General features: G+C 67.9%; 27 protein-coding genes. 16 read left to right on the forward strand and 11 right to left on the reverse strand.

Annotated elements, in window-relative coordinates; translation table 11 throughout:
- The first annotated feature begins 19 nt into the window (after window positions 1–19).
- Genes QM693_RS20430 through QM693_RS20440 form a run of 3 tightly spaced genes read left to right on the forward strand, consistent with a single transcriptional unit; the run spans window position 20 to window position 3,142 of the window.
- Complete coding sequence (locus QM693_RS20430) at window positions 20–1,060, forward strand: LLM class F420-dependent oxidoreductase (protein ID WP_283353280.1); 1,041 nt, start codon at window positions 20–22, stop codon at window positions 1,058–1,060.
- 49 nt (window positions 1,061–1,109) lie between these two features.
- Window positions 1,110–2,000: a universal stress protein gene (locus QM693_RS20435; RefSeq protein ID WP_280780359.1), complete on the forward strand. Its 891-nt coding sequence runs from the start codon at window positions 1,110–1,112 to the stop codon at window positions 1,998–2,000.
- A gap of 56 nt (window positions 2,001–2,056) precedes the next feature.
- The gene (locus QM693_RS20440; protein WP_283353281.1) at window positions 2,057–3,142 is read left to right on the forward strand and encodes an alpha/beta hydrolase family protein; all 1,086 of its coding nucleotides are present in this window, start codon (window positions 2,057–2,059) and stop codon (window positions 3,140–3,142) included.
- Here the strand turns inward: QM693_RS20440 and QM693_RS20445 are convergent.
- The gene (locus tag QM693_RS20445; protein WP_283353282.1) at window positions 3,139–4,047 is read right to left on the reverse strand and encodes a nitroreductase family protein; all 909 of its coding nucleotides are present in this window, start codon (window positions 4,045–4,047) and stop codon (window positions 3,139–3,141) included. The two genes, QM693_RS20440 and QM693_RS20445, sit on opposite strands and share 4 nt — an antisense overlap.
- Before the next feature lie 172 nt (window positions 4,048–4,219).
- Here QM693_RS20445 and QM693_RS20450 point away from each other — a divergent pair, with 172 nt between their 5' ends.
- Window positions 4,220–4,855, forward strand: coding sequence for a response regulator transcription factor (locus QM693_RS20450; RefSeq protein WP_283336329.1), 636 nt, complete (start codon window positions 4,220–4,222; stop codon window positions 4,853–4,855).
- A gap of 8 nt (window positions 4,856–4,863) precedes the next feature.
- On the opposite strand, the gene QM693_RS20455 is transcribed toward QM693_RS20450, so the two are convergent.
- Window positions 4,864–6,510 carry a sensor histidine kinase gene (locus tag QM693_RS20455; protein ID WP_283353283.1) on the reverse strand — a complete coding sequence of 549 codons (1,647 nt, stop codon included), beginning with the start codon at window positions 6,508–6,510 and terminating at the stop codon, window positions 4,864–4,866.
- Between the two features lie 117 nt (window positions 6,511–6,627).
- On the opposite strand from QM693_RS20455, the gene QM693_RS20460 reads away from it, so the two are divergent.
- A complete protein-coding gene (locus tag QM693_RS20460; protein ID WP_009474921.1) occupies window positions 6,628–7,251 on the forward strand; it encodes a hypothetical protein in 624 nt (207 codons plus the stop codon).
- A 12-nt stretch (window positions 7,252–7,263) separates the two neighbouring features.
- Here QM693_RS20460 and QM693_RS20465 read toward each other — a convergent pair whose 3' ends face one another.
- The 6 genes from QM693_RS20465 to QM693_RS20490 form a co-directional block, all read right to left on the reverse strand.
- Window positions 7,264–7,989 (reverse strand): SRPBCC family protein, encoded by a 726-nt coding sequence (locus tag QM693_RS20465; protein WP_037230761.1) that lies wholly within the window; start codon window positions 7,987–7,989, stop codon window positions 7,264–7,266.
- A complete protein-coding gene (locus QM693_RS20470; RefSeq protein ID WP_283353284.1) occupies window positions 7,986–8,225 on the reverse strand; it encodes an SLAC1 family transporter in 240 nt (79 codons plus the stop codon). The genes QM693_RS20465 and QM693_RS20470 overlap by 4 nt, the downstream gene beginning before the upstream one ends.
- Before the next feature lie 150 nt (window positions 8,226–8,375).
- Window positions 8,376–8,702: a cupin domain-containing protein gene (locus QM693_RS20475; protein ID WP_087559051.1), complete on the reverse strand. Its 327-nt coding sequence runs from the start codon at window positions 8,700–8,702 to the stop codon at window positions 8,376–8,378.
- Between the two features lie 72 nt (window positions 8,703–8,774).
- Window positions 8,775–9,173 carry a hypothetical protein gene (locus QM693_RS20480; protein ID WP_283353285.1) on the reverse strand — a complete coding sequence of 133 codons (399 nt, stop codon included), beginning with the start codon at window positions 9,171–9,173 and terminating at the stop codon, window positions 8,775–8,777.
- A gap of 72 nt (window positions 9,174–9,245) precedes the next feature.
- Entirely contained in the window at window positions 9,246–9,752 is a 507-nt protein-coding gene (locus tag QM693_RS20485) for a dihydrofolate reductase (RefSeq protein ID WP_283353286.1), read from the reverse strand.
- A complete protein-coding gene (locus QM693_RS20490; protein ID WP_283336334.1) occupies window positions 9,752–10,552 on the reverse strand; it encodes a thymidylate synthase in 801 nt (266 codons plus the stop codon). The genes QM693_RS20485 and QM693_RS20490 overlap by 1 nt, the downstream gene beginning before the upstream one ends.
- An 85-nt stretch (window positions 10,553–10,637) precedes the next feature.
- Between QM693_RS20490 and cobF the strand changes: the two genes are divergently transcribed.
- The 5 genes from cobF to QM693_RS20515 all read left to right on the forward strand — a co-directional run bounded on the left by cobF (window position 10,638) and on the right by QM693_RS20515 (window position 14,889).
- On the forward strand, window positions 10,638–11,378 hold the full coding sequence (gene cobF, locus QM693_RS20495) for a precorrin-6A synthase (deacetylating) (RefSeq protein WP_283336335.1): 741 nt from the start codon (window positions 10,638–10,640) through the stop codon (window positions 11,376–11,378).
- A gap of 55 nt (window positions 11,379–11,433) precedes the next feature.
- Window positions 11,434–12,300 carry an Fpg/Nei family DNA glycosylase gene (locus QM693_RS20500; protein WP_005251638.1) on the forward strand — a complete coding sequence of 289 codons (867 nt, stop codon included), beginning with the start codon at window positions 11,434–11,436 and terminating at the stop codon, window positions 12,298–12,300.
- Window positions 12,301–12,338: 38 nt separating this feature from the next.
- Window positions 12,339–13,550: a formate-dependent phosphoribosylglycinamide formyltransferase gene (gene purT / locus QM693_RS20505; protein WP_283353287.1), complete on the forward strand. Its 1,212-nt coding sequence runs from the start codon at window positions 12,339–12,341 to the stop codon at window positions 13,548–13,550.
- Complete coding sequence (locus tag QM693_RS20510) at window positions 13,547–14,029, forward strand: DUF456 domain-containing protein (protein ID WP_283336339.1); 483 nt, start codon at window positions 13,547–13,549, stop codon at window positions 14,027–14,029. Before purT ends, QM693_RS20510 begins: the two co-directional genes overlap by 4 nt.
- 98 nt (window positions 14,030–14,127) lie before the next feature.
- Window positions 14,128–14,889 carry a hypothetical protein gene (locus QM693_RS20515; RefSeq protein WP_280780345.1) on the forward strand — a complete coding sequence of 254 codons (762 nt, stop codon included), beginning with the start codon at window positions 14,128–14,130 and terminating at the stop codon, window positions 14,887–14,889.
- 15 nt (window positions 14,890–14,904) lie between these two features.
- On the opposite strand, the gene QM693_RS20520 is transcribed toward QM693_RS20515, so the two are convergent.
- On the reverse strand, window positions 14,905–15,660 hold the full coding sequence (locus QM693_RS20520) for an amidohydrolase family protein (RefSeq protein ID WP_283353288.1): 756 nt from the start codon (window positions 15,658–15,660) through the stop codon (window positions 14,905–14,907).
- Between the two features lie 106 nt (window positions 15,661–15,766).
- On the opposite strand from QM693_RS20520, the gene QM693_RS20525 reads away from it, so the two are divergent.
- A complete protein-coding gene (locus QM693_RS20525; protein ID WP_283353289.1) occupies window positions 15,767–16,336 on the forward strand; it encodes a TetR/AcrR family transcriptional regulator in 570 nt (189 codons plus the stop codon).
- Between the two features lie 53 nt (window positions 16,337–16,389).
- On the opposite strand, the gene QM693_RS20530 is transcribed toward QM693_RS20525, so the two are convergent.
- Complete coding sequence (locus tag QM693_RS20530; RefSeq protein WP_009474907.1) at window positions 16,390–17,781, reverse strand: FAD-dependent oxidoreductase; 1,392 nt, start codon at window positions 17,779–17,781, stop codon at window positions 16,390–16,392.
- A 214-nt stretch (window positions 17,782–17,995) separates the two neighbouring features.
- Between QM693_RS20530 and QM693_RS20535 the strand changes: the two genes are divergently transcribed.
- From QM693_RS20535 to QM693_RS20545, 3 genes are read left to right on the forward strand one after another with little or no spacing between them, the layout of a single operon-like run.
- The gene (locus tag QM693_RS20535; RefSeq protein ID WP_283336344.1) at window positions 17,996–18,448 is read left to right on the forward strand and encodes an Rv0361 family membrane protein; all 453 of its coding nucleotides are present in this window, start codon (window positions 17,996–17,998) and stop codon (window positions 18,446–18,448) included.
- A 48-nt stretch (window positions 18,449–18,496) separates the two neighbouring features.
- Window positions 18,497–18,916 (forward strand): rhodanese-like domain-containing protein, encoded by a 420-nt coding sequence (locus tag QM693_RS20540; RefSeq protein ID WP_280780342.1) that lies wholly within the window; start codon window positions 18,497–18,499, stop codon window positions 18,914–18,916.
- On the forward strand, window positions 18,913–20,136 hold the full coding sequence (locus tag QM693_RS20545; RefSeq protein WP_009474904.1) for an O-succinylhomoserine sulfhydrylase: 1,224 nt from the start codon (window positions 18,913–18,915) through the stop codon (window positions 20,134–20,136). The genes QM693_RS20540 and QM693_RS20545 overlap by 4 nt, the downstream gene beginning before the upstream one ends.
- A gap of 66 nt (window positions 20,137–20,202) precedes the next feature.
- Here QM693_RS20545 and QM693_RS20550 read toward each other — a convergent pair whose 3' ends face one another.
- Complete coding sequence (locus QM693_RS20550) at window positions 20,203–20,523, reverse strand: type VII secretion target (protein WP_283336346.1); 321 nt, start codon at window positions 20,521–20,523, stop codon at window positions 20,203–20,205.
- Between the two features lie 93 nt (window positions 20,524–20,616).
- Between QM693_RS20550 and QM693_RS20555 the strand changes: the two genes are divergently transcribed.
- Together QM693_RS20555 and QM693_RS20560 are read left to right on the forward strand one after the other, a co-directional pair.
- Entirely contained in the window at window positions 20,617–22,284 is a 1,668-nt protein-coding gene (locus QM693_RS20555) for an alpha/beta hydrolase (RefSeq protein ID WP_283353290.1), read from the forward strand.
- Window positions 22,281–22,820, forward strand: coding sequence for an LppA family lipoprotein (locus QM693_RS20560; RefSeq protein WP_283336349.1), 540 nt, complete (start codon window positions 22,281–22,283; stop codon window positions 22,818–22,820). The genes QM693_RS20555 and QM693_RS20560 overlap by 4 nt, the downstream gene beginning before the upstream one ends.
- Window positions 22,821–22,840: the final 20 nt, after the last annotated feature.

The following is a 22,840-nucleotide window of genomic DNA, read 5'->3' on the forward strand; positions in this document are numbered from 1 at the left end:
GCCAGGATTGGGGAACGACGTGCGCATAGGTATGGGCTTGAACTACAGCGGCGGTTTCGCCGAGACGGTCGACGAGGTCGCCGACCTGGAGAAAGCTGGGCTCGACATCGCGTTCGTGCCCGAGGCCTACTCGTTCGACGCGGTGAGCCAGATCGGCTACCTCGCCGCCAAGACCACGACACTCGAACTTGCGTCGGGCATCTTCCAGATCTACACCCGCACGCCCAGCCTGACCGCCATGACGGCGGCCGGCCTCGACTTCGTGTCGGACGGACGCTTCGTGATGGGCCTCGGCGCCTCCGGCCCGCAGGTGATCGAGGGCTTTCACGGCGTCAAGTACGACGCCCCGCTCGGGCGCACCCGCGAGGTCGTCGAGATCTGCCGCAAGGTGTGGCGCCGCGAGAAGGTCGAGTTCCAGGGCAAGTACTACCAGATTCCGCTGCCCGCCGAGAAGGGCACCGGGCTGGGCAAGCCGCTGAAGATCATCAACCACCCTGTGCGTGATCGCATCCCGATCGTCATCGCCTCGCTCGGACCGAAGAACGTGGAGTTGACCGCCGAGATCGCCGAAGGCTGGGAACCCATCTTCTACCACCCGGAGAAGGCGGCGAGCGTGTGGGGCGAGCCGCTGGCCAAGGGCAAGGCGAAGCGCGACCCGAGCCTCGGTGAGCTGCAGGTCTTCGCGTCGCCCGCCCTCGCCATCGGCGACGACGTCGAGCACATGCTCGACTGGGTCCGCCCGGGCCTGGCGCTGTACATCGGCGGCATGGGCGCGAAGGGCAAGAATTTCTACAACGACCTCGCGGTCCGGTACGGCTACGAGAAGGAAGCCGAGACCATCCAGGACCTCTACCTGTCGGGCAAGAAGGACGAGGCCGCCGCCGCGGTGCCGGACGATCTGGTGCGGGCCGTGTCGCTGATCGGTCCGGAGAGCTACATCGCGGAGCGGGTGGCCGCCTTCGCCGAGTCCGGGGTCACCACGCTCACCGTCACCCCGCTCGCCGCGGATCGTGCGGGACGAGTCGCGCTGGTCGAGAAGCTCCGCAAGATCTGCGGGTAGCCCCGCAAACCCCAGCAGTGCCCAGCCGGAAGAATCAGGAAAGGTGACCATGACCGGAATCAAGCCGATCGTCGTGGGTGTGGACGGATCCGAGGCGGCCTCGGCCGCAGTGGCGTGGGCCGCTCGCGCCGCCGCCGCCCTGTCGCTCCCGCTGCACATCGTGACAGTGGTGCACATTCCTGCCTTCTATTACACCGAGCCGTACCTGGCCGAGAGTTTCAAGGAAGAACTCGAGGACACGGCGAAGGCCCGGCTGGGCAGTGCGCGGGTGCATGCCAAGCAGACGGTGGACGAGCCGCTCGACATCACCACCGAACAGCACGAGGGCAAGGTGAGTCAGACACTTATCGAGCTCTCCGCGAACGCGCACATGGTGGTGCTCGGTTCGCGCGGGCACGGTGAGTTCACCGGTCTGCTGGTCGGCTCCACCACCTCCGCGGTCGCCGCGCACGGCCATTGCCCGCTGGTGGTCGTGCGGGGGCGCACCATGGACGGGCAGCCGCCCACGGAGGGGCCGATCGTGGTCGGCGTCGACGGCTCGGAAAGCAGCAAGGCGGCGGTGGAAGTGGCGTTCGAGCAGGCCGCCGCCCGCGGTGCGAGCCTGGTCGCGGTCAATGTGTGGAGCGATGTCAGTGTGCAGCCGTCGCTCGGCGCCAGCCCGGAGGACCCGCTGTGGAGCAGCATCCAGACGGGTGAAGAGGTGGTGCTGTCGGAGCGCCTCGCCGGATACCAGGAGCGGTATCCCGACGTGACGGTCGAACGCATCGTGGCGCGGGACCGTCCGGTGCGGGTGCTCAGCGAGTTCGCCGAGAAGGCGCAGCTGATCGTGGTCGGCAGCCGCGGCCGGGGTGGCTTCAAGGGAATGCTGCTGGGCTCCACCAGCAATGCGTTGCTCCACACCGCGGATTGCCCGGTGATGATCGTCCGGCCGGAAAGCTAGCGCCCCCGATCACGACTGTGCGGTAGCCTTCGCTCGACTTCGCAGAGGAGGTTCGAGTGAAGGCAACCCTCATACTCCGGGGACTGGTCGCCGGCGCAGTGGTTTTCGGCGCAGTGGCCTCGGTCCAGCCGGCGACGGCGAGTGCCGATACGGGCACGCTGCTGCGCCTGCCTGCGAGCGATTCGAACGTCGGTGTCAGCACACTCGAACTGGTGGATCACGATCGCGACGATCCGTGGTCGCCGGGCCGTGCGCGATCCATCCCGGTGACGGTCACCTATCCTGCCGGATTCGCCGCGGGCGGAACCCGCTCGCTTCCCGTGATCCTCTTCTCGCCGGGCTTCTATGTGCCGCGGACGCTGTACACGATCGCCGCCGAGGATCTCGCGAGCCGCGGCTACGTGGTGATCGGCATGGACCACACGGGTGAGGCCCTCGCGACGGTGTTCCCGGACGGCCGCGTCGTCACGTCGCAGATCACCGACCCGTACTCCGCGGAAACCCAGAAGAAGGCGCTCGACACCCGGGTGGAGGACGCGAGTTTCGTCGTCGACACCGTCGAATCCCTCTCCCGCGGTGACGACCCCGACGGGATCGGCCGGCTGCTGCCGGACGGCCTCTCCGAGGCCGTCGATCCCGAACGGATCGGGATGTTCGGTCACTCGATCGGCGGAGCCACGACCACCCAGGTCCTCCTCGACGATCCGCGGGTGGACGCCGGGGTCAATGTCGACGGAGCGCTCCTGTACGCGAACACGGCGAGCCCGATCGTTTCCCAGGATCCCGGCACCCCACTGCTCAGCGTGCTCAACTCGCGTCACGCCGAGAGCCCCGAAGGCCGGGACAGGTTCTGGGGACAGTATTTTGCGACCCCCCGGTCCTGGAGCAAGGTCTACGCACTCCGGGACACCGGGCACTTCAGCTTCACCGACGCCGAGCACTACGTCCCGCAGGCGATCCCCGATCCTCCCGGAATGGACGTGCCCGCCGGCTTCAGCCTCGGCACGGCTCCCCGCCAGGAGGTGGTCGACACGACCAACGACCTCGTGGCGGGAATGTTCGACCGCTTCCTGAAGGAGGCTCCGGCACCCGAACTCGACGACGCCGCGTCGCGGTACCCGCTGGTCTTCGAGGTGCGTTAGAGGGCCGCGGCGCGTTCGCCGCGGCGGAAGTTGCGCATGCCCCAGTAGCCGATTCGCAGAATCAGTTGGGGATGGCCCGGCATGTCGAGTCGGCGTGCCAGCCGGTGCGCCGAGTCGTCGACGCGAAGCGGGTGGGAGAGGATGGAGGCACCCAGCCGGGCGTCGACGGCGGTCAGCCACGCTCGTTCGACCGCGATTCCGGTGCGGACCAGGTCGATCGACTCCTGCGTGTCCGATACGAACACGAGGACGGTCTCGCTCTCGATGGCCGCGGCGAGCCGTGCCGAGTCGGGGACGCCGCGGGTGACGACGGGGCGGATCGCGTCGACCGACTCGTGACCGCCCTGCGGCAGCCAGTGCGACGTCCACGGGAAGAGGTCGCGCTGGTGGCCGGGATCCTGCCGAACCCGGTCGGCGGAATAGAGAAGGACGTCGGCGAGCGCGGGCGCCTCGTCCGCGGCGAGCAGCCGAGCGCGGACGCCCTCTATCTCCGCCGCGGCGACGATGTCGGCGATGGTTTCTGCGGGAACCGGTATGTCGGCGAACGCTTCTCGATGACTCCGGCGGCGGGCCATCGCGGAGAACAGCCTCAGCTCGGTGCTGGACGGGGTAGCTGTGCCCACGGCCCGAACGGTGGCGACGAGGTCGCGTCTGCGCGGATCGGGCAGCAGGTCGGTCTCGATCTTCTTGCCGAGCGCCCGCAGCGCGAGCTCCACGTTCGCGACACCCGCACCGCACGAGATCACGCGGTCGGCGCGTGGTGTGTCCGTGAAACCGCGACGCTCCGTGACCTCCGCGCACCCGCCGTCGAGCCGAAGATCCCACGGCTGGGTGTCGTGGACCGACGGGGCCGAGACGATGGCGCGGGAGACCACCTCGATGTCACTGAGCGACCAGCTGTTCATCGCGACCTCCACTTGTCGTGTCCGGGTGTTCCCCCGCAGGCTCAGCCTCCCGCGCACCGCGGCGCCGGCGCTGGGGTCGAAGGTCCCGAATGCGCGAGGGAGAGGTCCCGGAGGGGTGGGCACCGGTCGCCGGCGCGGTACGGTTCGAGGAGAAGACGGTGGAGGTGCAGACATGACCACGCGGGTGTTCCTGGTCGACGACCACGAGATCGTGCGACGAGGCCTGGTCGATCTACTCGGCAGCGTGCCCGACCTCGAGGTCGTCGGGGAGGCTGCGTCCGTCGGCGAGGCGATGGCACGGATCCCGGGCAGCGGCGCCGACGTCGCCGTGCTCGACGTCCGGTTGCCCGACGGCAACGGCGTCGAACTGTGCCGGGACCTCCGCACGTCCCTGCCCGAACTGCGGTGCCTGATGCTCACGTCGTACTCCGACGACGAGGCGCTGTTCGACGCCATCATGGCAGGCGCGTCCGGATTCGTCCTCAAACAGATCCTCGGCACCGACCTGGTCGCCGCCGTGCGGACGGTGGGGGAGGGCGGTTCGCTGCTCGACAGCAGGGCGACGTCGGCGCTGATGAACCGGATCAGGTCCGCGCGCCGGGAAGACCCCCTGGCGGAACTGTCCGAGCAGGAACGCGCCGTGTTCGAATTGATCGGCGAGGGGCTCACCAACCGGGAGATCGCCGAGCGGCTCTTCCTCGCCGAGAAGACGATCAAGAACTATGTGTCACGGCTGTTGTCGAAACTCGGGATGCAACGACGCACGCAGGCCGCCGTGCTGGCCACCGAACTACGCAACCAGCGCTGACTTCTTCCTCACGTCAACGGAACCCGCCACGTGACGACGGTTCCGCCGCCCTCGGCGTCGACGGTGCAGGTGCCGCCGCAGTGCTCGGCACGCCGATCGAGGTTGTCCAGTCCGCTGCGCCGGGCGCCGTCGGCGATCCCGATGCCGTCGTCCGCGACCGTGACGGTGAGGTCGTCCCCGGCGGCCACCGAGATGTCGATGGTGGTGGCCCGCGCGTGCCGCAGCGCATTGCTCAGGGCTTCCCGCAGCACCGCCTCCGCGTGCTGGTGGATGCGGCTGGGCACGAGAGTGTCGATGGCGCCCGAGAACTGGACGTTCGGCGCGATCGGTGACTGGGAGGTGAGGTCGCCGATCACGTCGAGGAGACGACGGCGCAGACTGGTCGCGGACGCAATCCCGGTGGCCTGCAGATCGAAGATGGTGGTGCGGATCTCGCGCACCGTGCGATCGAGTTGCTCGACCGCGGTGGCCACGATGGAGCGCACGCCCTCTGGGACGTCCCCGACCGCGTGCGTGCTCTGCAGGCTCATGCCGGTGGCGAACAATCGCTGAATGACGTTGTCGTGCAGGTCACGCGCTATCCGGTCGCGGTCGGCGAGCACCGACAGCAGGCGTTGCTTGCTCTGCTGATCGGAGAATTCCACCGCGACGGCAGCCAGGTCGGCCACCGATTCGAGTCGGGCGACCTCGTCCGGATCCCACGCGGTGTTGCCGCGCGCCGTGACCACCAGGATCCCGCCGACCCCCGACGCCGTCGACAACGGCAGCACCGCGGCCCGGCCCGCCTCGGCGGAGAACGGTGCGAGACCGTCGAGACCCGTCAGCAGTGCGGGAGTGCGGGAGCGCAGCACTTCGGCGAACGGCTCGGCCTGGGTGGCGATTCGGAAGCTGTTGCGCAGCGGCCGCACCGTGCTGTCCGCGCCGACCACCGCGCCCTCGCCGAGCGTGACGACGATGAAGACCTCGTCGCCGCTGGACAGTTCGCGTACCTCGGCGGCGAGTGTGTGGAGTGTTTCGTCGAGTGATCCGCCGACCATCAGCCGGGACGTGATCGCCGCGACGGCCGTCAACCACCGCTCCCGCGTCCGCGATTCCTCGAACAGCCGCGAATTCTCCACCGCCACACCTGCCGAGGTCGCGAGCGCGCGCAGGATCACCTCGTCCTCGTCGGTGAACTCGGGTCCGCTGAGTTTCTCGGTGAGGTAGATGCTCCCGAAAACCTTGCCCCGCATCATGATCGGCATGCCCAGAAAGCTCTTCATCGGTGGATGATCGGGCGGGAAGCCGATCGACCCGGGGTGATCGGCCAGGTTGGCGAGGCGCACCGGGCGGGGGTCGTGGATCAGCAGTCCCAGCAGACCGAGGCCTTCGGGCAGATGGCCCATGTGCGCACGCTCTTCCGGCGTGATGCCCTCGTAGACGAACTCCGACAGCCCCCCGTCGGGGGCGTGGACACCGAGCGCGCCGTACCGGGCGTCGAGCAGGGACGTGGCCGAAGTGACGATGCGTTGCAGGGTGGAATCCAGCTCGAGTCCCGAACCGACCACGAGGACCGCCTCGAACAGTCGCTGCAGACTTCGGCGCGTGGGGACCACGTCGGCGAGCCCCTCCCGAAACTCACTGATCCTCGCCTCGTGCCCGCCGTCCGCTCCCATGTCTGCAGCATAGGTCCGGGGGCGGCGTAACGCCGCGAACCGCGGCGTCGATAAGGGCTCGAGTGTTTACTCATTCGAACTAATGCTTACCCATTGACGTGACGAGGGAGAAGAAGAATGAATCGACGGCACTTCGGACGACGGGTCGCGGCAGGTCTGACCGCTGCAGTGGCAGCGACGATGATGTTCACCGGTGTCGTATCGGCGCAGCCCGCAGATTCCGCCCCCGTCGTCGACCCGGCCACCGCGATCGCGAAGCTGCGCACCGTCGCCGCCGGTAACCCCGAGGCCGAAGCCGCCCTCGAGCGACTCGCCGCGTCGCCGACCGACACCGCGGCAACGAACATCGCCCTCCCGGGCCAGATCTTCCAGATCCCCGCGTACTCCGACACCGGGCAGGGCGGTCCGGTCCTCGGACAGCTGTACGGCGCGGGCGTGGCGACCAACATGAGCAACCAGTTCCGCTTCGGATTCTTCGGCGGACCGGGCGTCATCGCGAACGACCAGACCGGTGCCGAACTCGACGTCGTCTACTACAGCTTCGCCACCGGTGCCAGCGGCATCGTGAAGCTGGACCAGAACAACGTCGCGGTTCCCACGGTCGTCTCCTCTCCGCCGGTCGCCGGGCTCGGCAGCGGTCTGGTCGTGGCGGCGGTGTACGGCTCGCTGAACCACCAGGTGGGGCCGAACGTCGTCAAGAGCACGATCTGGTGGCCCACCCTGGGCACCGTGCTCGCCTGACCGTTCGAGAACTCAGGTGGCAGGTTCGGCTCCCGGCCGGGCCTGCCACCACTCTCTCCAGCGCTCTTCGAGTTCGGCCCACTCCTCGTCGTCCAGGTCGTAGGCCGCCAGCAGGATCTGCGCACCGCCGTTGGGGCGTGCCGCGTTGACGGGCTGCTCGCCGAACTGCAACAGTCCCGGGCCGAGGTCGTCGACACTCACCGCGGTCTGGTGTTCGCCCACGAAACACACGACCCCGTGCAGCAGATCGCCCGTCTCGGCGACCACGGTGAAATGATCGCCGACCGTCATTCCCTCGAGTTTGTCGAGGCCGAGCAGATGCCGCGCCGAATCACCCTCCGCGACCGGGCCTTCGAGGAACAGTGTGCGACGCTCGTCGAGTCCGTGCCGCTCGATGCCGAACTTGAGGAACTGCAGAAACGTGGTCCAGCCCTCGGTGACGTCGTCGTACCAGTCGTCGGCGGCGGGGTCGCCGCTGCGGGGCGGGCGGGTGATCCGCACCAGCGTGGTGCCCTCGTGCTCGTGGAGGCTGAACTTGTCGGCGCCGTTCAGGGCCAGAGTGAAGGCGGCGGCGTCCTCTTTCACGTCGTCGAAGTAAATTTCCCTGATCTCGTCGGCCAGGCCGGCGTAGTCCCAGCCGTGCCAGCGCCGGATCAACTCCGGGTCGCGCAGGGCAGGCCACACCACCGACGGCGCCGCAGCGACGGACACCTCGATCACGGGCTGGGATTCGGTCACGCGTTCTCCTGCGTCGTCACTGTTGCCGGTCCGACATGCACCACCGACCGCCAGAGATGCACCACCATGACGACGAACGCCACGCACCACACGGTGAATGCACACCACAGTTCGGCACTACCGACGATACCGACGAGTGGAAGATGGTCCGCACGCCCCAGGTAGATGCCGGCGACCCCATACATGCCGAGTGGGAAGACGATGCTCCACACGGTGGCGTCGTAGCGCAGCGGCACCTTGTTCGCGACGTGACGCCACGATCGGTCGAGATCAGGTCGAACCCGCCCAGGTTCATGCCACCGAGATGATGCCGCTGGCCATCACGATTGCGAAATAACCCAGGTTCAGGCTTCGAACGGACTCCTCGACACGATCGAGCACGACCCTCACATGGCGACGGTGAGCAGGAACGCGACGTCCTCGATCGCCTCGACGCTGTGCCGATCGGTCGGAAGAACCAGCAGATCGCCGGTGGAACCCTTCCACGAGTCCTCGCCGGCCACGAGGTTCAGTTTGCCGCTGAGAATGAACAGGGTGGCCTCGCCCGGGCTCTCGTGTTCCGCCATCTTCTGACCCGCGGCCAAGGCGATGACGGTCTGTCGGAGGCTGCGCCGATGCCCGCCGTACACGGTCTGCGAACTGCGGCCGCTGGACGTCCCGCCTGCCAACTTCAGTTGCTGACGGGCAAGGGCGGTCAGTGACTTCTTGTCCATGAGGTGAGTATGAACCACTGCGCGCACCGTCACCCGTCGAATGGGGTAACGGTGCGGCGGCAAAGGGGTCGTTCAGCGCCGGATGAGGGCCCAGCCCTGGGCCACCGCGAACGCGCCGACCACCGCGGCCTGCAGCAGCACCCAGACGACGCCGACGGTGGTGAGGTGCTGCCACTCCGTGAGCACCAGGGCCACGCTCGCGCCCACCCAGAAGACGTTCGCGAGGACGACGGCGTCCACCGCGGCCGGCGAAGGACGGGCCGGCACGCTCACCGCCCACACCCCGGCGGTGAAGACGATCAGGAAGACGCCGATGGCACGCAGGAAGCCGGCTGTCGGGCCGAGGACGTCGTCGAGCACGGTGGCGGCGGCGAGGTAGGCGACGCCGTTGGCGCCGGTGACGACGGCGTCGACGCGGAGAGTGAGGCGCAGTGGGGAGAGAGCGGTGCGGGTTTCGAGTGCGGCGATCATGTCGGCGGTCCTCACGTGAGACGAGTGAACGGGTACGTCACTCAGACTCGCGCCGAAGCCGAATGCTCTCAATTACCTCGCAGGTAATGCTCGCGTGTAGGTGATCCACCGGTAGCGGGTGCCGTTCTTCGCCGACGTGAGCCACTCACCGGTGTCCTGCGCGTGCCAGGAGTCGTCGATCGGGGGTGCCCAGGCGTCGCCGTCGATCGTGACGTCGATCTCGGAGACCAGCAGTTGGGTGGCGAACGGCATTGCCGCCGTGTAGATCTGGGCGCCGCCGATGACGCAGACGTCCTCGTTGGTGAGCGCGAGCGCGGAGCCGAGCCCGTCGGCGGACTCGGCACCCTCCGCAGTCCAGTCGGGCTGACGGCTGATCACGATGTTGCGCCGCCCGGGCAGGGGCCGGAACCTCGGGGGCAGCGAGTCCCACGTCCGGCGGCCCATGATCACCGGGTGACCCTGCGTCACCTTCTTGAAATACGCCATGTCCTCGGGGACGTGCCACGGGATCGTGTTGTCGAGGCCGATGACGCCGCCGACGCCCTGGGCCCAGACCAGCTTGACCTGCCGCGCCGCCACTAGACGGCCACCGGCGCCTTGATGGCGGGGTGGTGCCGGTAGTCGACGATCTCCACGTCCTCGAAGGTGTAGTCGAAGATCGAATCCCGCTTGGTCAACTTCAGCGTCGGGTACGGCAACGGTTCCCGGCTCAACTGCTCGGTGACCTGGTCGACGTGATTGTCGTAGATGTGGCAGTCGCCGCCCGTCCAGATGAAATCGCCCGGTTCGAGCCCGGCCTGCTGCGCCACCATGTGGGTGAGGAGCGCGTAGCTCGCGATGTTGAACGGCACACCCAGGAACAGGTCGGCGCTGCGCTGGTACAGCTGGCACGACAGCTTGCCGTCCGCGACGTAGAACTGGAAGAACGCATGGCACGGCGCCAGCGCCATCTGCGGGATGTCGCCGACGTTCCACGCCGACACGATGATGCGACGCGAGTCGGGGTTCGACTTCAGCGTCTCGATGGTCTGGGTGATCTGGTCGATGTGCTCGCCGGACGGGGTCGGCCAGCTGCGCCACTGCACGCCGTACACCGGGCCCAGTTCGCCGTCCGCGTCCGCCCACTCGTCCCAGATCGTGACGCCGTTGTCCTGGAGCCACTTCACGTTGGAATCGCCGCGCAGGAACCACAACAGTTCGTAGACGATCGACTTGAGGTGCACCTTCTTCGTGGTGATCAGCGGAAACCCGTCCGCGAGGTTCCAGCGCATCTGATGACCGAAGACGCTCTTCGTGCCGGTCCCGGTGCGGTCTGCCTTCGGGGTGCCCGTGTCCATGACGAGTCGGAGCAGGTCTTCATACGGGGTCGGCACAGTCACGGCGTCCAGTTTAGGCGCTCCGCGCCCGTGCGCCTTTTCGGTAGCTGGAACAACCGGAAAGGCGCACGAGCGCTAGCCTTCGCCCATGCGTGAACTCTTCGTGATCGGCGTCGGTGCCGGCGACCCCGACCAGGTGACGGTCCAGGCGATCAAGGCGATGAACAAGGCCGATGTGTTCTTCGTCATCGGCAAGGGTGACGAGAAGCAGGACCTCGTCGATCTCCGCACCACGATCCTCGAGGAGCACGTCGCCGGCGCGTACCGCGTCGTGGACATCGTCGATCCGCCCCGCGACCGCACGCCGTCCGACTACGAGGGCGTGGTCGACGACTGGCACGAGCGCCGGGCGGCGCTGTTCGAGGCCGAGTTCGCGTCCGAGCCGGGGGTCGGGGCGATCCTCGTGTGGGGTGACCCCTCTCTCTACGACAGCACGCTGCGGATCGTCGAGCGGGTGCTCGCCCGCGGCAACGTGTCGTTCGACTACTCGGTGATCCCGGGCGTCACCAGCGTGCAGTCGCTGGCCGCGCAGCACCGGATCGTGCTCAACCGGATCGGCGAACCCGTGCACATCACGACCGGCAGGCGACTGGCCGAGGGTCTGCCCGACGGCGTCGACAACGCCGTGGTCATGCTCGACGCCCACTGCACGTTCACCCAGGTGCCCGGCGACGACGTCCAGATCTGGTGGGGTGCCTACCTCGGCACACCCGACGAGGTGCTGATCTCCGGTCGCCTGCGCGACGTCGAGGACGAGATCCAGCGGGTGCGCGCCGCATTGCGCGAACGCAAGGGCTGGATCATGGACACCTATCTCCTCCGCAGGTGAGTGAGAAAGCGTGGAGGAGCACACTTCGGCGCTCACCTACCGTTAGCCTGGGACCATGCCCGAGCTGCCCGAGGTGGAGGCGTTAGCCGAGTTCCTGCGTGAACATGCCGTGGGAGCGGTCGTCGGCCGAGTGGACGTGGCGGCCCTGAGCGTGCTGAAGACGTTCGACCCCCCGATCACCGACCTGCAGGGTCGCGACGTGACGGGCGCGGCCCGGTTCGGCAAGCACCTCGCACTCGATTGTTCCGGGTTGTGGCTCGTCACCCACCTCTCGCGTGGGGGCTGGTTGCGCTGGACCGACAACCCGTCGGCGGCGCCGCCGAAACCGGGGAAGGGTCCGCTGGCGCTGCGGGTGCACTTCTTCACCCCGGAGGGCGCGACGCCGGCGTTCGACCTCACCGAGGCGGGCACCAAGAAACGGCTCGCGGTGTGGGTGGTGCACGACCCGCAGGAGGTGGAGGGGATAGCCCGGCTCGGACCCGACGCCCTCGCCGTCACCGAACCCGAGTTCGCGGCGCTGCTGTCCACCACGTCGGCGCGGATCAAGAATGCGCTCGTCGACCAGTCGCTGCTCGCCGGCGTCGGCAACGCGTACTCCGACGAAATCCTGCACACCGCAAAGATTTCCCCGTTCGCCACGTCGCGCACTCTGCCGGAAGACCAGGTGCACGTGCTGTACGACGCGATGCGGTCGGTGCTCAGCGACGCCGTCCAGAGGTCGCTCGGCCAGGATGCGGCGCGGCTGAAGGGGGAGAAGCGATCCGGGATGCGGGTGCACGCCCGGACCGGCCTCCCGTGTCCCGTCTGCGGCGACACCGTCCGGGAAGTGTCGTTCGCGGAGAAGTCTTTTCAGTACTGCGCCACGTGTCAGACCGGAGGCAAGGTGCTCGCCGACCGCCGGATGTCGCGACTGCTGAAGTAGGCGTCGGCGCGAAACGGTGCCCGCATATAGTTGTGACCATGCGTGAACAGGCACCCGTACGGTTCGGTACACCTCTGACGGCAGGCGCGACGCGCGTGATGCTGCTCGGGTCGGGTGAGCTGGGCAAGGAAGTGATCATCGCCCTCCAACGGCTGGGGGTCGAGGTGATCGCCGTCGACCGCTACGACAACGCGCCGGGCCACCAGGTGGCGCACCGCGCGCACACGATCGACATGAGCGACCCGGAGGCGCTGTTGCGTCTCATCGAGGAGGAACGCCCCCACTTCGTGGTCCCCGAGATCGAGGCGATCGCCACCGATGCGCTGGCCACGATCGAGGAGCGCGGCACCGCGGTGGTCATCCCCACCGCGCGGGCGACGCAGCTGACCATGAACCGTGAGGGGATCCGGCGCCTCGCGGCGGAGGAGCTGGGGCTGCCGACGTCGCCCTACGAGTTCGCCGAATCGCTCGAGGAGGTCCGCGCGGCCACCGAGCGCATCGGCTTTCCCTGCGTGATCAAGCCGGTGATGTCGTCGTCCGGAAAGGGGCAGTCCACGGTGCGCGGCGCCGGCGAAGTCGAGACCGCCTGGGAGTACGCGCTCGCGGGCGGCCGCATCAATTACGGCCGCGTCATCGTGGAGGGGTTCGTCGAGTTCGACTACGAGATCACTCAGCTCACCGTCCGGGCGATCGGCGCCGACGGCGAGGTGGGCACCTTCTTCTGCGAGCCCATCGGGCATCTGCAGGACTCGGGCGATTACGTGGAGTCGTGGCAGCCGCAACCGATGAGCGACGCGGCACTCGCCCGGTCGCGGGAGGTGGCCGAGAAGGTGACCGCAGCGCTGGGTGGGCGCGGGATCTTCGGTGTGGAACTGTTCGTGAAGGGCGACGACGTCTACTTCTCGGAGGTCAGTCCGCGACCGCACGACACGGGCTTGGTCACCCTTCGGACACAACGACTCTCGGAATTCGAACTGCATGCCCGCGCCATTCTCGGCCTGCCCGTCGACACCACCCTCACGACACCCGGTGCGTCCGCGGTGATCTACGGCGGCGTCGACGCCACCGGTATCGGCTTCGAGGGCGTCGCCGACGCGATGGCGGTCCCCGAGACGGACCTCCGCCTGTTCGGCAAACCCGAGAGCTTCGTCCGCAGGCGGATGGGCGTCGCCGTGTCCACGGGACCGGACGTCGAGACCGCGCGCAGCCGCGCGCGGGAGGCGGCTTCCCGCGTCGAGCCCGTCGCGTGAGTCCGGGCGCCGAACTCCTCGTCGGCCTGGCCATCGTCATCGGGCTCGTCGGAATCGTCATCCCGATCCTGCCCGGAACGATCCTCATCTTCGCGGCAATCCTGGTGTGGGCCATCATGACCGGTGGCGCGACGGCGTGGACGGTGTTCGCGGTCGCAACGGTGTTCCTCGTAATCAGTGGCGTCGTCAAATACACCTGGCCCGGTAAACGGATGCGCACGGCCGGGGTTCCCAGCCGGTCGCTGATCGTCGGCGGACTGGCCGGGATCGTGGGGTTCTTCGTCGTTCCCGTGGTGGGGTTGTTCCTCGGTTTCATCGCGGGAACGTATGTGGCCGAGCTCTACCGGCTGCGTGCGCACAACCGGGCGTGGGCGTCGACGTGGCACGCCTGCAAGGCCGTCGGACTGTCGATGCTGATCGAACTGCTCGGCGCCCTGATCGCTTCCGGTGTGTGGCTGGCCGCGGTGGCCGCGACGTAGGTCGCTCGCAATCGTCGCCGAGGGGTATCCAGAAGGGTCCTCCACCTGCGATGATCAAATGCGGATGTTGATCTTCCCGGCCAGCGGAGGAATACGCCGTGAACAAGAAGACGACCTGGATCCTGGCGCCCCTCGCTGCCGTGGCCCTCTCCCTGAGCGGCTGCGGCGACGACTCGTCCGACTCGGCGGCGCCGAGCACGACCAGCGCCGCCGCCACGAGCAGCGGCGAAGCGGCGCCCGCGTCGAACATGATGGAGAAGGTTCCGTCACCTTTCGTGATGACCCCACAGATGGAGCCGACCTACGTCGGTGCGGTCGACGGATCCGACGCGTACATCGCGCTGGCCCGGTCCGGGGACGACATGATCGCCTTCCTGTGCGACGGAGACCAGATGTGGACATGGATGACCGGCACCATGGACGGCGACAAGGCGTCGCTGTCGTCGCCGGACGGAGCGACACTCACCGCGTCGATGAGTGACGGCACCGTGACGGGGCAGGTCAGCGCGCCGGGCATGCCCGACAAGGCGTTCGTGGCCCACCCGGCTGCTGCGGAGGAAGGCATGTTCCGCGCAACCACCAACCACGACGGCGCCGATTACACCCTCGGCTGGATCATGACCGCCGACGGCGTCCGGGGGCTCGAACGGCAGGCCAACGGATCGAGCACCGGTGCCATCGCGGTCGATCGGAACGACGACGACATGGACGATCGGCAGCGTGAGCGGCGGCAGGAACGCCGCGAACAGCTGGACTGCGACGAGATGAACAACTACAACATGTGGCTGGTGGCGCAGCCACAGACGCCGCCGGTGGCCGAGATGGTGTCGATGAACAGTGTGCAGATGGAAGGGTGTTGACACGGGTCCTGCGTGCTAGCAGGCCCCTCCGGGAGCGTCGCAGCGGTACCAGGCGCGCGCGTTGCCGCCCATGACGGCGTCGAAGTCGTCACCCACCGCGTCCGCGACGATGTCGATGTCGCTGTCCTGGAACACTCTTCGGGAACGACTACCCGGAAGGTCGGTGCCGAACATCAGCGCCTCGGGGTTGACGGCGTGGATCTTGCGCAGCACGTCGCCGACGTTCTCGATGGTGGTCCGCCCGAACCCGGTTGCCTTCACCCGAACTCCGCGGTCGACGAGGTCGAGCAGGTACGGCAAGCCCCGTGTCGACATCCCCAGGTGGTCGATGCACACGGCGGGAAGTTTTGCGAACACCGGCTCGAGCGACAGCAGCAGCGTGGCGTCCACGTAGAACTCGGCGTGCCAGCCGGCCAGCTCGTACGCGCGCAGGGCCTGCTTGGTGAGGAGCTTCACGTCGGTCGCGCTGCGCCGGAGGTTGAATCGGAGGGCCCGCACGCCGGCGCGGTCGAGTTCGAGGATGCTCTCGTCGGTGGCGTCGGGCTCCATCTGGGTGACACCCACCCAGCTGGGGCCGAGCTCCTCGAGCGCCGCCTTCAGGTAGTTCTGATCGGTCCCCTGGTACGAGGCCGTGACGACCGCGCCGCCGTCCACGCCGAAGCCTTCCGTGCGCGCCCGGTAGTCGGCGATGGTGAACGGCTTTGGGAGATAGCCGTGGTTCTCGACCACCGGGAACCGGGGGTCGATGATGTGAACATGGGCGTCAAACACGACTTATATCCTGCCTTGTGCGGGGGACACGTTGCGTGGCGGAGCGGTGCGCGAGTGCTGGTACAAGCGTCCTACACATACGTCTCAGACTCCTTAGGGTGAGGTCATGGGAAATCGCGAAGACCTGATCGACGGCGCCGCGCGCAGCCTGTACGAAAAGGGATACTCGCGGACGACGGCCCGGGACATCGCGTCGGCCTCCGGGGTGAGTCTCGCGGCGATCGGCTACCACTTCGGCACCAAGGAGGCGCTGCTCCACGCCGCCCTGTACCGGGAGATGGAGCGCTGGGGCGACGACCTCGCGACGGCCGCCGCGAAGAAGATCGAACCCGGCATGAGTTCGACGGAACGGTTCGAAGCCATCTGGACCGGGGTCATCGAGTCGTTCACCGCCCATCGTCGGTTGTGGATGCTGCAGTTCGAACTGCTCGGGCACCTGGACTCCCTGCCGGAATTGAGAAAGAACCTGGTGGCGTCGACGGCCGACGCCCGCGAAGGACTGGTCGAACTGTTCGGTGACGCGGGCATCGAGCCCGGCCGGGCACACACATTGGGCGCTCTCTACCAGGCACTGCTGCTCGGCGTCGCGGAGCAGTGGCTGGTGGACCCCGACCACGCGATGTCGGCCGAGGAACTGCTCACGGCGTTGCGGGCGCTGTCGTCACACCTGGCCTGAGACGACGGAAGGGAACCTCCCGCAGGAGGTTCCCTTCACACCGATTCGAAAGATCAGGCCTTGTCGGGCTCGCTGGCCTTGAGCATGTCCTCGCGCTCGACGACCTTGATCCGCTCACGGCCCTCGGGCTCGCCCAGGCTGCGCTCGTGCGCATCGAGGCGGTACCAGCCCTGCCAGGTGGTGTACGGGACCTGCTTGCCCTCGAGGAACTCGATGATCGCGTCCTCCGACGGGTTGGCGGGCTCGGCGAAGCCGGACCGGTCCTCGAGCAGGTTCGCGACGGTCTCGTTCGCGTCGCCCTTGGTGTGACCGATCAGGCCGACCGGGCCGCGCTTGATCCACCCGGTGACGTACGTGGCGGGCATGAACCGGTCGTTGCCCTCGGCGGTGTCGTCGGCGATGACGCGTCCGGCCTCGTTCGGGACGGTACCGGCCTGCTCGTCGAACGGGAGCTTGGCGATGTTCTGCGACAGGTAGCCCACCGCGCGGTACACGGCCTGCACGTCCCAGTCGTTGAACTTGCCGGTGCCCTTGACGTTGCCGGTGCCGTCGAGCTGGGTGCGCTCGGTGCGCAGACCGACGACCTTGCCGTCCTCGCCGAGCACCTCGGTGGGCGATTCGAAGAAGTGCAGGAACAGCTTGTGCGGACGGTTGCCCACGTCGCGGATGGCCCAGTCCTGCAGGGTGTTGGCGACCATGTCGACCTGCTTGGAGTTGCGGCGCGCCTGCTCGGAGCCCTCGTCGTAGTCGATGTCCTCGGGATCGACAATGACCTCGATCGTCGGCGAGTGGTCGAGTTCACGCAGCTCGAGGGGGGTGAACTTGGCCTGCGCCGGTCCGCGGCGACCGAACACGTGGACCTCGACGGCCTTGTTGGCCTTGAGTCCCTCGTAGACGTTGGCGGGGATCTCCGTCGGCAGCAGTTCGTCGCCGGTCTTGGCGAGGACGCGGGCGATGTCGAGGGCGACGTTGCCGACACCGAGGACGGCGACCTTCTCGGCCTCGAGCGGCCAGGTGCGCGGGACGTCGGGGTGGCCGTCGTACCAGGAGACGAAGTCGGCGGCGCCGTAGCTGCCGTCGAGTTCGATGCCCGGGATGTTCAGGGCGCGGTCGGCGTTGGCGCCGGTGGAGAAGATCACCGCGTCGTAGAAGTTGTGCAGGTCTTCGAGGGTGATGTCGCTGCCGTAGTCGATGTTGCCCAGCAGGCGCACCGACGGCTTGTCGAGCACCTTGTGCAGGGCGGTGATGATGCCCTTGATGCGCGGGTGGTCGGGTGCGACGCCGTACCGGATCAGACCGAAGGGGGCAGGCATCCGCTCGAAGAGGTCGATGCTGATCCCGCCGTCAGACGCGGCATCGGATTTCATGAGAGCGTCGGCTGCGTAGATACCGGCGGGGCCGGCACCCACGATCGCAACGCGCAACGGACGTGTCTGATCAGTCATCTGGAGCGAACTACCTTCTGATGGGCGGACAACGAAACCTCAGCTTAAATTAAGCCCAGCCTAATCGGGTGGCCGAGGTGCGGCAGACAGGGCAGAGCCCATTCTCGGGACGCACGCCTGTAGAGGGTAGTCGCCTTCGCGTTGGGGGGTCACAAACAAGATTTGTAGGGGCAGCTCTATACACTCGTGGCCACGCCGAGTTCGAAGGGAAGTCATGTCCGGTTCGAGCGAATCGCCCCAGCGCGACGCGGGAGGCACCGAAGATCCGGTGGATCCCCGGCGCACCACGGCGGTGCCGTTCATCGCCGCCGTCACCGTCATCGTCGTCATCCTGGTTGCCATCGTCGTGTCCAGCAGGCTCTCGCCCGCAGACGAGAACGTCACCGAAGCGGACCGCATCAACCGCTCGGTCGCCGACTTCATCCAGGCCCACAACCACGACGACGCCGATCTGCAGAAGACGCTGGTCTGCTCGTCGTGGTCCGACGACCGGTCGGTGCTCCGCGGCCGGGAAGGCGAGGTCACACTGAAGGGCGTCGAATCGTCCGAGGTCAACGGGGATCGTGCCCGGGCGGAGGTCCGGGTCAGCGCCGACGACGGCAAGGGCGAGACGACGGATACCTGGCAATTGACGCGGGACGGGGAAACATGGGTCGTCTGCAACTGACCGTTGCCCGGAAGGGCATACCGAACAGGGTTGTGAAAAGCTGACATGGTGAGTTACGCAGGCGACATAACGCCGGAGCATGCCTGGGAGCTGCTCCGCGAGAATCCCGACGCTGTGCTCGTGGATGTGCGGACGGACGCCGAGTGGAAGTACGTCGGAGTCCCCGACACCACCCCGCTCGGGCGGAAGACCGTGCTGATCGAATGGGTCAGCTACCCGACGGGCACTCGTAACGACAACTTCGTGGACCAGCTGAAGGAGGCCGGGATCGCGGGCGGCGAGAACGCCCCGGTGATCTTCCTGTGTCGCTCCGGCCAGCGGTCCATCGGTGCGGCGGAAGCCGCGACAGCGGCGGGCATCGGCCCGTCGTACAACGTGCTCGACGGTTTCGAAGGCGGCCTGGACGCCGAAGGTCATCGTGGGGCGGTCGGCTGGCGGGCGCTGGGCCTGCCGTGGAGGCAGTGGTGAGTGCAATTCCCCGAGGCGGCGCGTTCGACAAGGCGCTGCCGGACGACATCGGCCAGGGCACGATCAGCGTGCGCGGAGGAACCCTCCGTTCCGGTTTCGAAGAGACGTCCGAAGCGATCTTCCTGAACTCAGGCTTCGTGTTCGAGAGCGCGGGAGCGGCCGAGGCGTCGTTCACCGGCGAGATCGACCACTTCGTCTACTCCCGGTACGGCAACCCCACCGTGAAGATGTTCGAGGAGCGACTGCGCCTCATCGAGGGCGCAGAAGCGTGCTTCGGCACCGCCAGCGGCATGTCCGCGGTGTTCACGGCACTGGGCGCGCTGCTCAAGGCCGGCGACCGGCTGGTCGCGGCGCGTAGCCTGTTCGGTTCCTGCTTCGTGGTGTGCAACGAGATCCTGCCCCGCTGGGGTGTGGAGACGGTGTTCGTCGACGGTGAAGACCTCGACCAGTGGGAGAAGGCTCTGTCCGAGCCGACCACCGCGGTGTTCTTCGAGACGCCGTCGAACCCGATGCAGACGCTCGTCGACGTGCCCCGGGTGGCGGAGCTCGCGCACGCCGCCGGCGCAAAGGTCGTGCTGGACAACGTGTTCGCGACGCCACTGCTGCAGCACAGCCTGGAACTCGGTGCCGACATCGTCGTCTACTCCGGCACCAAGCACATCGACGGCCAGGGCCGTGTGCTCGGCGGGGCGATCCTCGGACCGCAGGATTACATCGAAGGTCCCGTCCAGAACCTCATGCGCCACACCGGGCCGGCTCTCAGCCCCTTCAACGCGTGGACGCTCCTCAAGGGGCTCGAGACGATGCCGATCCGGGTGCGGCACTCCGTCGGCTCCGCACTGGAGATCGCCCAGTTCCTCGAGGGCCACTCCGCGGTCGACTGGGTCAAGTACCCGTACCTCGAATCGCACCCCCAGCACGAACTCGCCAAGCGGCAGATGAGCGGCGGCGGCACCGTCGTCACCTTCGCACTGAACGCATCCGAGAGCGAAGCGAAGAAGCGGGCATTCGAACTCCTCGACGCCCTGCGGCTGGTCAACATCTCCAACAACCTCGGCGACTCCAAGTCGCTCATCACCCACCCGGCCACCACCACCCACCGGGCGATGGGCCCGGAAGGTCGTGCCGCCGTGGGCATCACCGACGGCGTCGTCCGGCTGTCCGTGGGACTCGAAGACACCGCCGACCTGCTGACGGATCTGGAGCAGGCACTGGGATAGGCGCTTCGCGCCCGTGCGCCTTTCTGGTTGTTCCGGCAACCAGAAAGGCGCACGAGCCCGAAGGGCCTACAGGTCGAGGCTCGTGGCCGGCGCGATTGCGTCGAGGCGTTCGGCGGTGGCCCCGTCCTGGGTGTCGTACCGGCGTGCGCACTCGGTGAGGTTCGTCGACATCTCGGCCACAGTCCGCTGCAACAATTCCCGCCGATCGTCCAGGTAGGACGTGAACCGGGCGAACGCGCCGCCGGCGGCCTCCGGCCAGGCCGCACCCGAGTCGGCGAGGGCCGCGTCGGTGGTGTTCAGCTGTGCGGACGCATCGTCGAACAGGACGTCGAGCTGACCGGCCGCTGCGCGTAGGGCCGCTGTGTCGACGTGGATGGAACCGCTCATTTTCGATCCTTCGTGTCGGTCGAGACGAGATCGGACTCCCGCGGGCGCGATCGATCCGTTAGGGTACGGGCATTATGCATCCTGGGGGGGATCGTGAATCTGAGGGACATTGCCCAGTGGGACACCCGCGCGCTGCAGGCCGTGCAACGGTCGCTGTCGGTGCGGGCGGCGACGATCTGTTTCGTGCAGGACGGTCTCGCCGACATCGGCCGGTTGCCGGCGTGGCACGACGACGCCGCGGACGCCGCACGTCGGCGGTTCCGGATCGTCGCGGATGATCTGAGCGGTGAGGCCGCGGCGATCGCCGTCGTCGAGAAGCTGGCCGGCGACCTGGTCGACGCGATCACGCACCTGAAATCCGAACTCGACGGCCTCCGCGAAGCGGCCGCCACCCACGGTATGGCTCTGTCGGACAGCGGGGACATCGCCGATGCGCCCGGACCGCCCGTCGACACCTCAGGGGCAGCACGGCGCGACGAACTCCGTGCCGCGGCCCGGGCGCTGATCCTGCAGGCGGAAGACCTCGTCGCCGACGCCGCCGCTGTCCTGACGCGGGCTGCGGACGGCGCGGCCGAACCCGGTGAGGCGGATCGACCGGGCACCGGACTGTCCGCCCCGGCGCCCCCGCGGGACGGCTCCCCGCTGGACAACCGCGAGTACTGGGACGCGCTGCCGGCAGCCCAGCGCCGCGAGGTGATCGAGCAGCATCCCGAATGGGTGGGTGATCGCGACGGCATCCCGTCCGCGGTGCGGCACGAGGCGAACGTGATCCGGCTCGACGACGAGCGGTCGCGGTGGGAGACGGAGCGGGACCGGCTCCGGGAACGGCTGGACCGCAACATGTTCGGTGGAGCATTCGCCGACGACGACGCCGAGTTGTGGTACGCCGAGCAGAAGTTGCGGGACCTCGACGACCTCGAGAAACTCGTGCGCGATCACCCGGACGGCAGGCTGATGCTGCTGGACCTGCAGTCGGGTGAACGGACGATGGCCGCATTCGCGCTCGGCGACCCCGACACCGCCGACCACATCGCCGTCACCACACCGGGCATCGACACGACCGCCGCCTCGCTGCGCGGGATGACCGACGAGGCGTCGGCGCTGAAGGCCGAGACCGAACGGCAGTTGGACCTGGCCGGCCGCACCGGCGACACGGTGTCGACGATCGCGTGGCTGGGGTATCAGCCGCCGACCACCACCGGTCCGGGCAACTACGACGTGCCGTTCATCGACCAGAATCTCGGGCGCGGATGGCTCCTCGATTCCTGGCAGTCCGACCGCGCGACCGCGGGTGCCCCGAAGCTCGCCTCGTTCTACGAGGGACTCGACGTCGCCTCGCAGACGCCCGATCCGCACATCACCGCGCTCGGCCATTCGTATGGTTCGTACACCCAGGGCCTGGCCCTGCAGGACGCGGGACCGCGGCAACCGGTCGACGACGCCGTGTTCTACGGTTCGCCCGGGTTCGACGCGAACGACGAATCGGATCTCGGGTTGGCACCCCGGCACGGGTTCGTGATGCGCGCGCCCGATGACCCCATCACCGTGGCAGACGGGTTCGGCAGGCTCGGCCCCGATCCGGTGCAGACGGACCTCGAACAACTGTCGGTGCTCGAGGCGTCGACCCCGGACGGCGTGCGGCGCGAAGATGCCAGCGGGCACAGCGAGTATCCGCGGCCGAGTGGCAACGGGGAGCTGCGGACGTCCGGCTACAACATGGCGGTGATCGTCGCGGGCATGCCGGAACTGGCTGTCCGGTGACGGTCCGCGGCGGGTGGGTGGTGAAGACGGTCGCCGTGATCGGCGCGGCGATCCTGACGAGCGGATGTGGTGGCGTGCCGGACAACCCGTACAACTTCAGCGACGAGGAGGTTGCGGCGGCGGCAGCGAGCCTGAGCGACCGGCCGACACTCGCGGTCACCGAGCGGCAGGTCACCGACGCGCTGATGCGGATAAGCGAGGCCGTCGCGGCGATTGCACCGGATGTCCGGTGGCGGTGGCATCGCGAACGCAGCCAGGGCGGCGGGTGCCCGGGACCGTATGCGTACACGGAGGGGCAATCCGTCACCACGCCGGTATTGCTGTCCGACACCCCGATCGGCGACGCCGACTGGCCCGCCGTGCTGGCCGCGGCCCGTGCGATCGCCGCCGACGCCGGAATGGACCGGCTCGACGTGCACGCCGACCGACCCGGACACCACGACGTGACGTTCGCCGGTGGCGACGGGAACTGGATCACGTTCGGGACGTACAGGGCAGCGACGATCAGGGGTATCACGGGCTGCCGCCACCCGTGAGTACTTGTTAACGTCCCGCG

It is taken from the genome of Rhodococcus sp. IEGM 1305 (assembly GCF_030058635.1).
GTDB classification, from domain to species: domain Bacteria; phylum Actinomycetota; class Actinomycetes; order Mycobacteriales; family Mycobacteriaceae; genus Rhodococcus_F; species Rhodococcus_F opacus_D.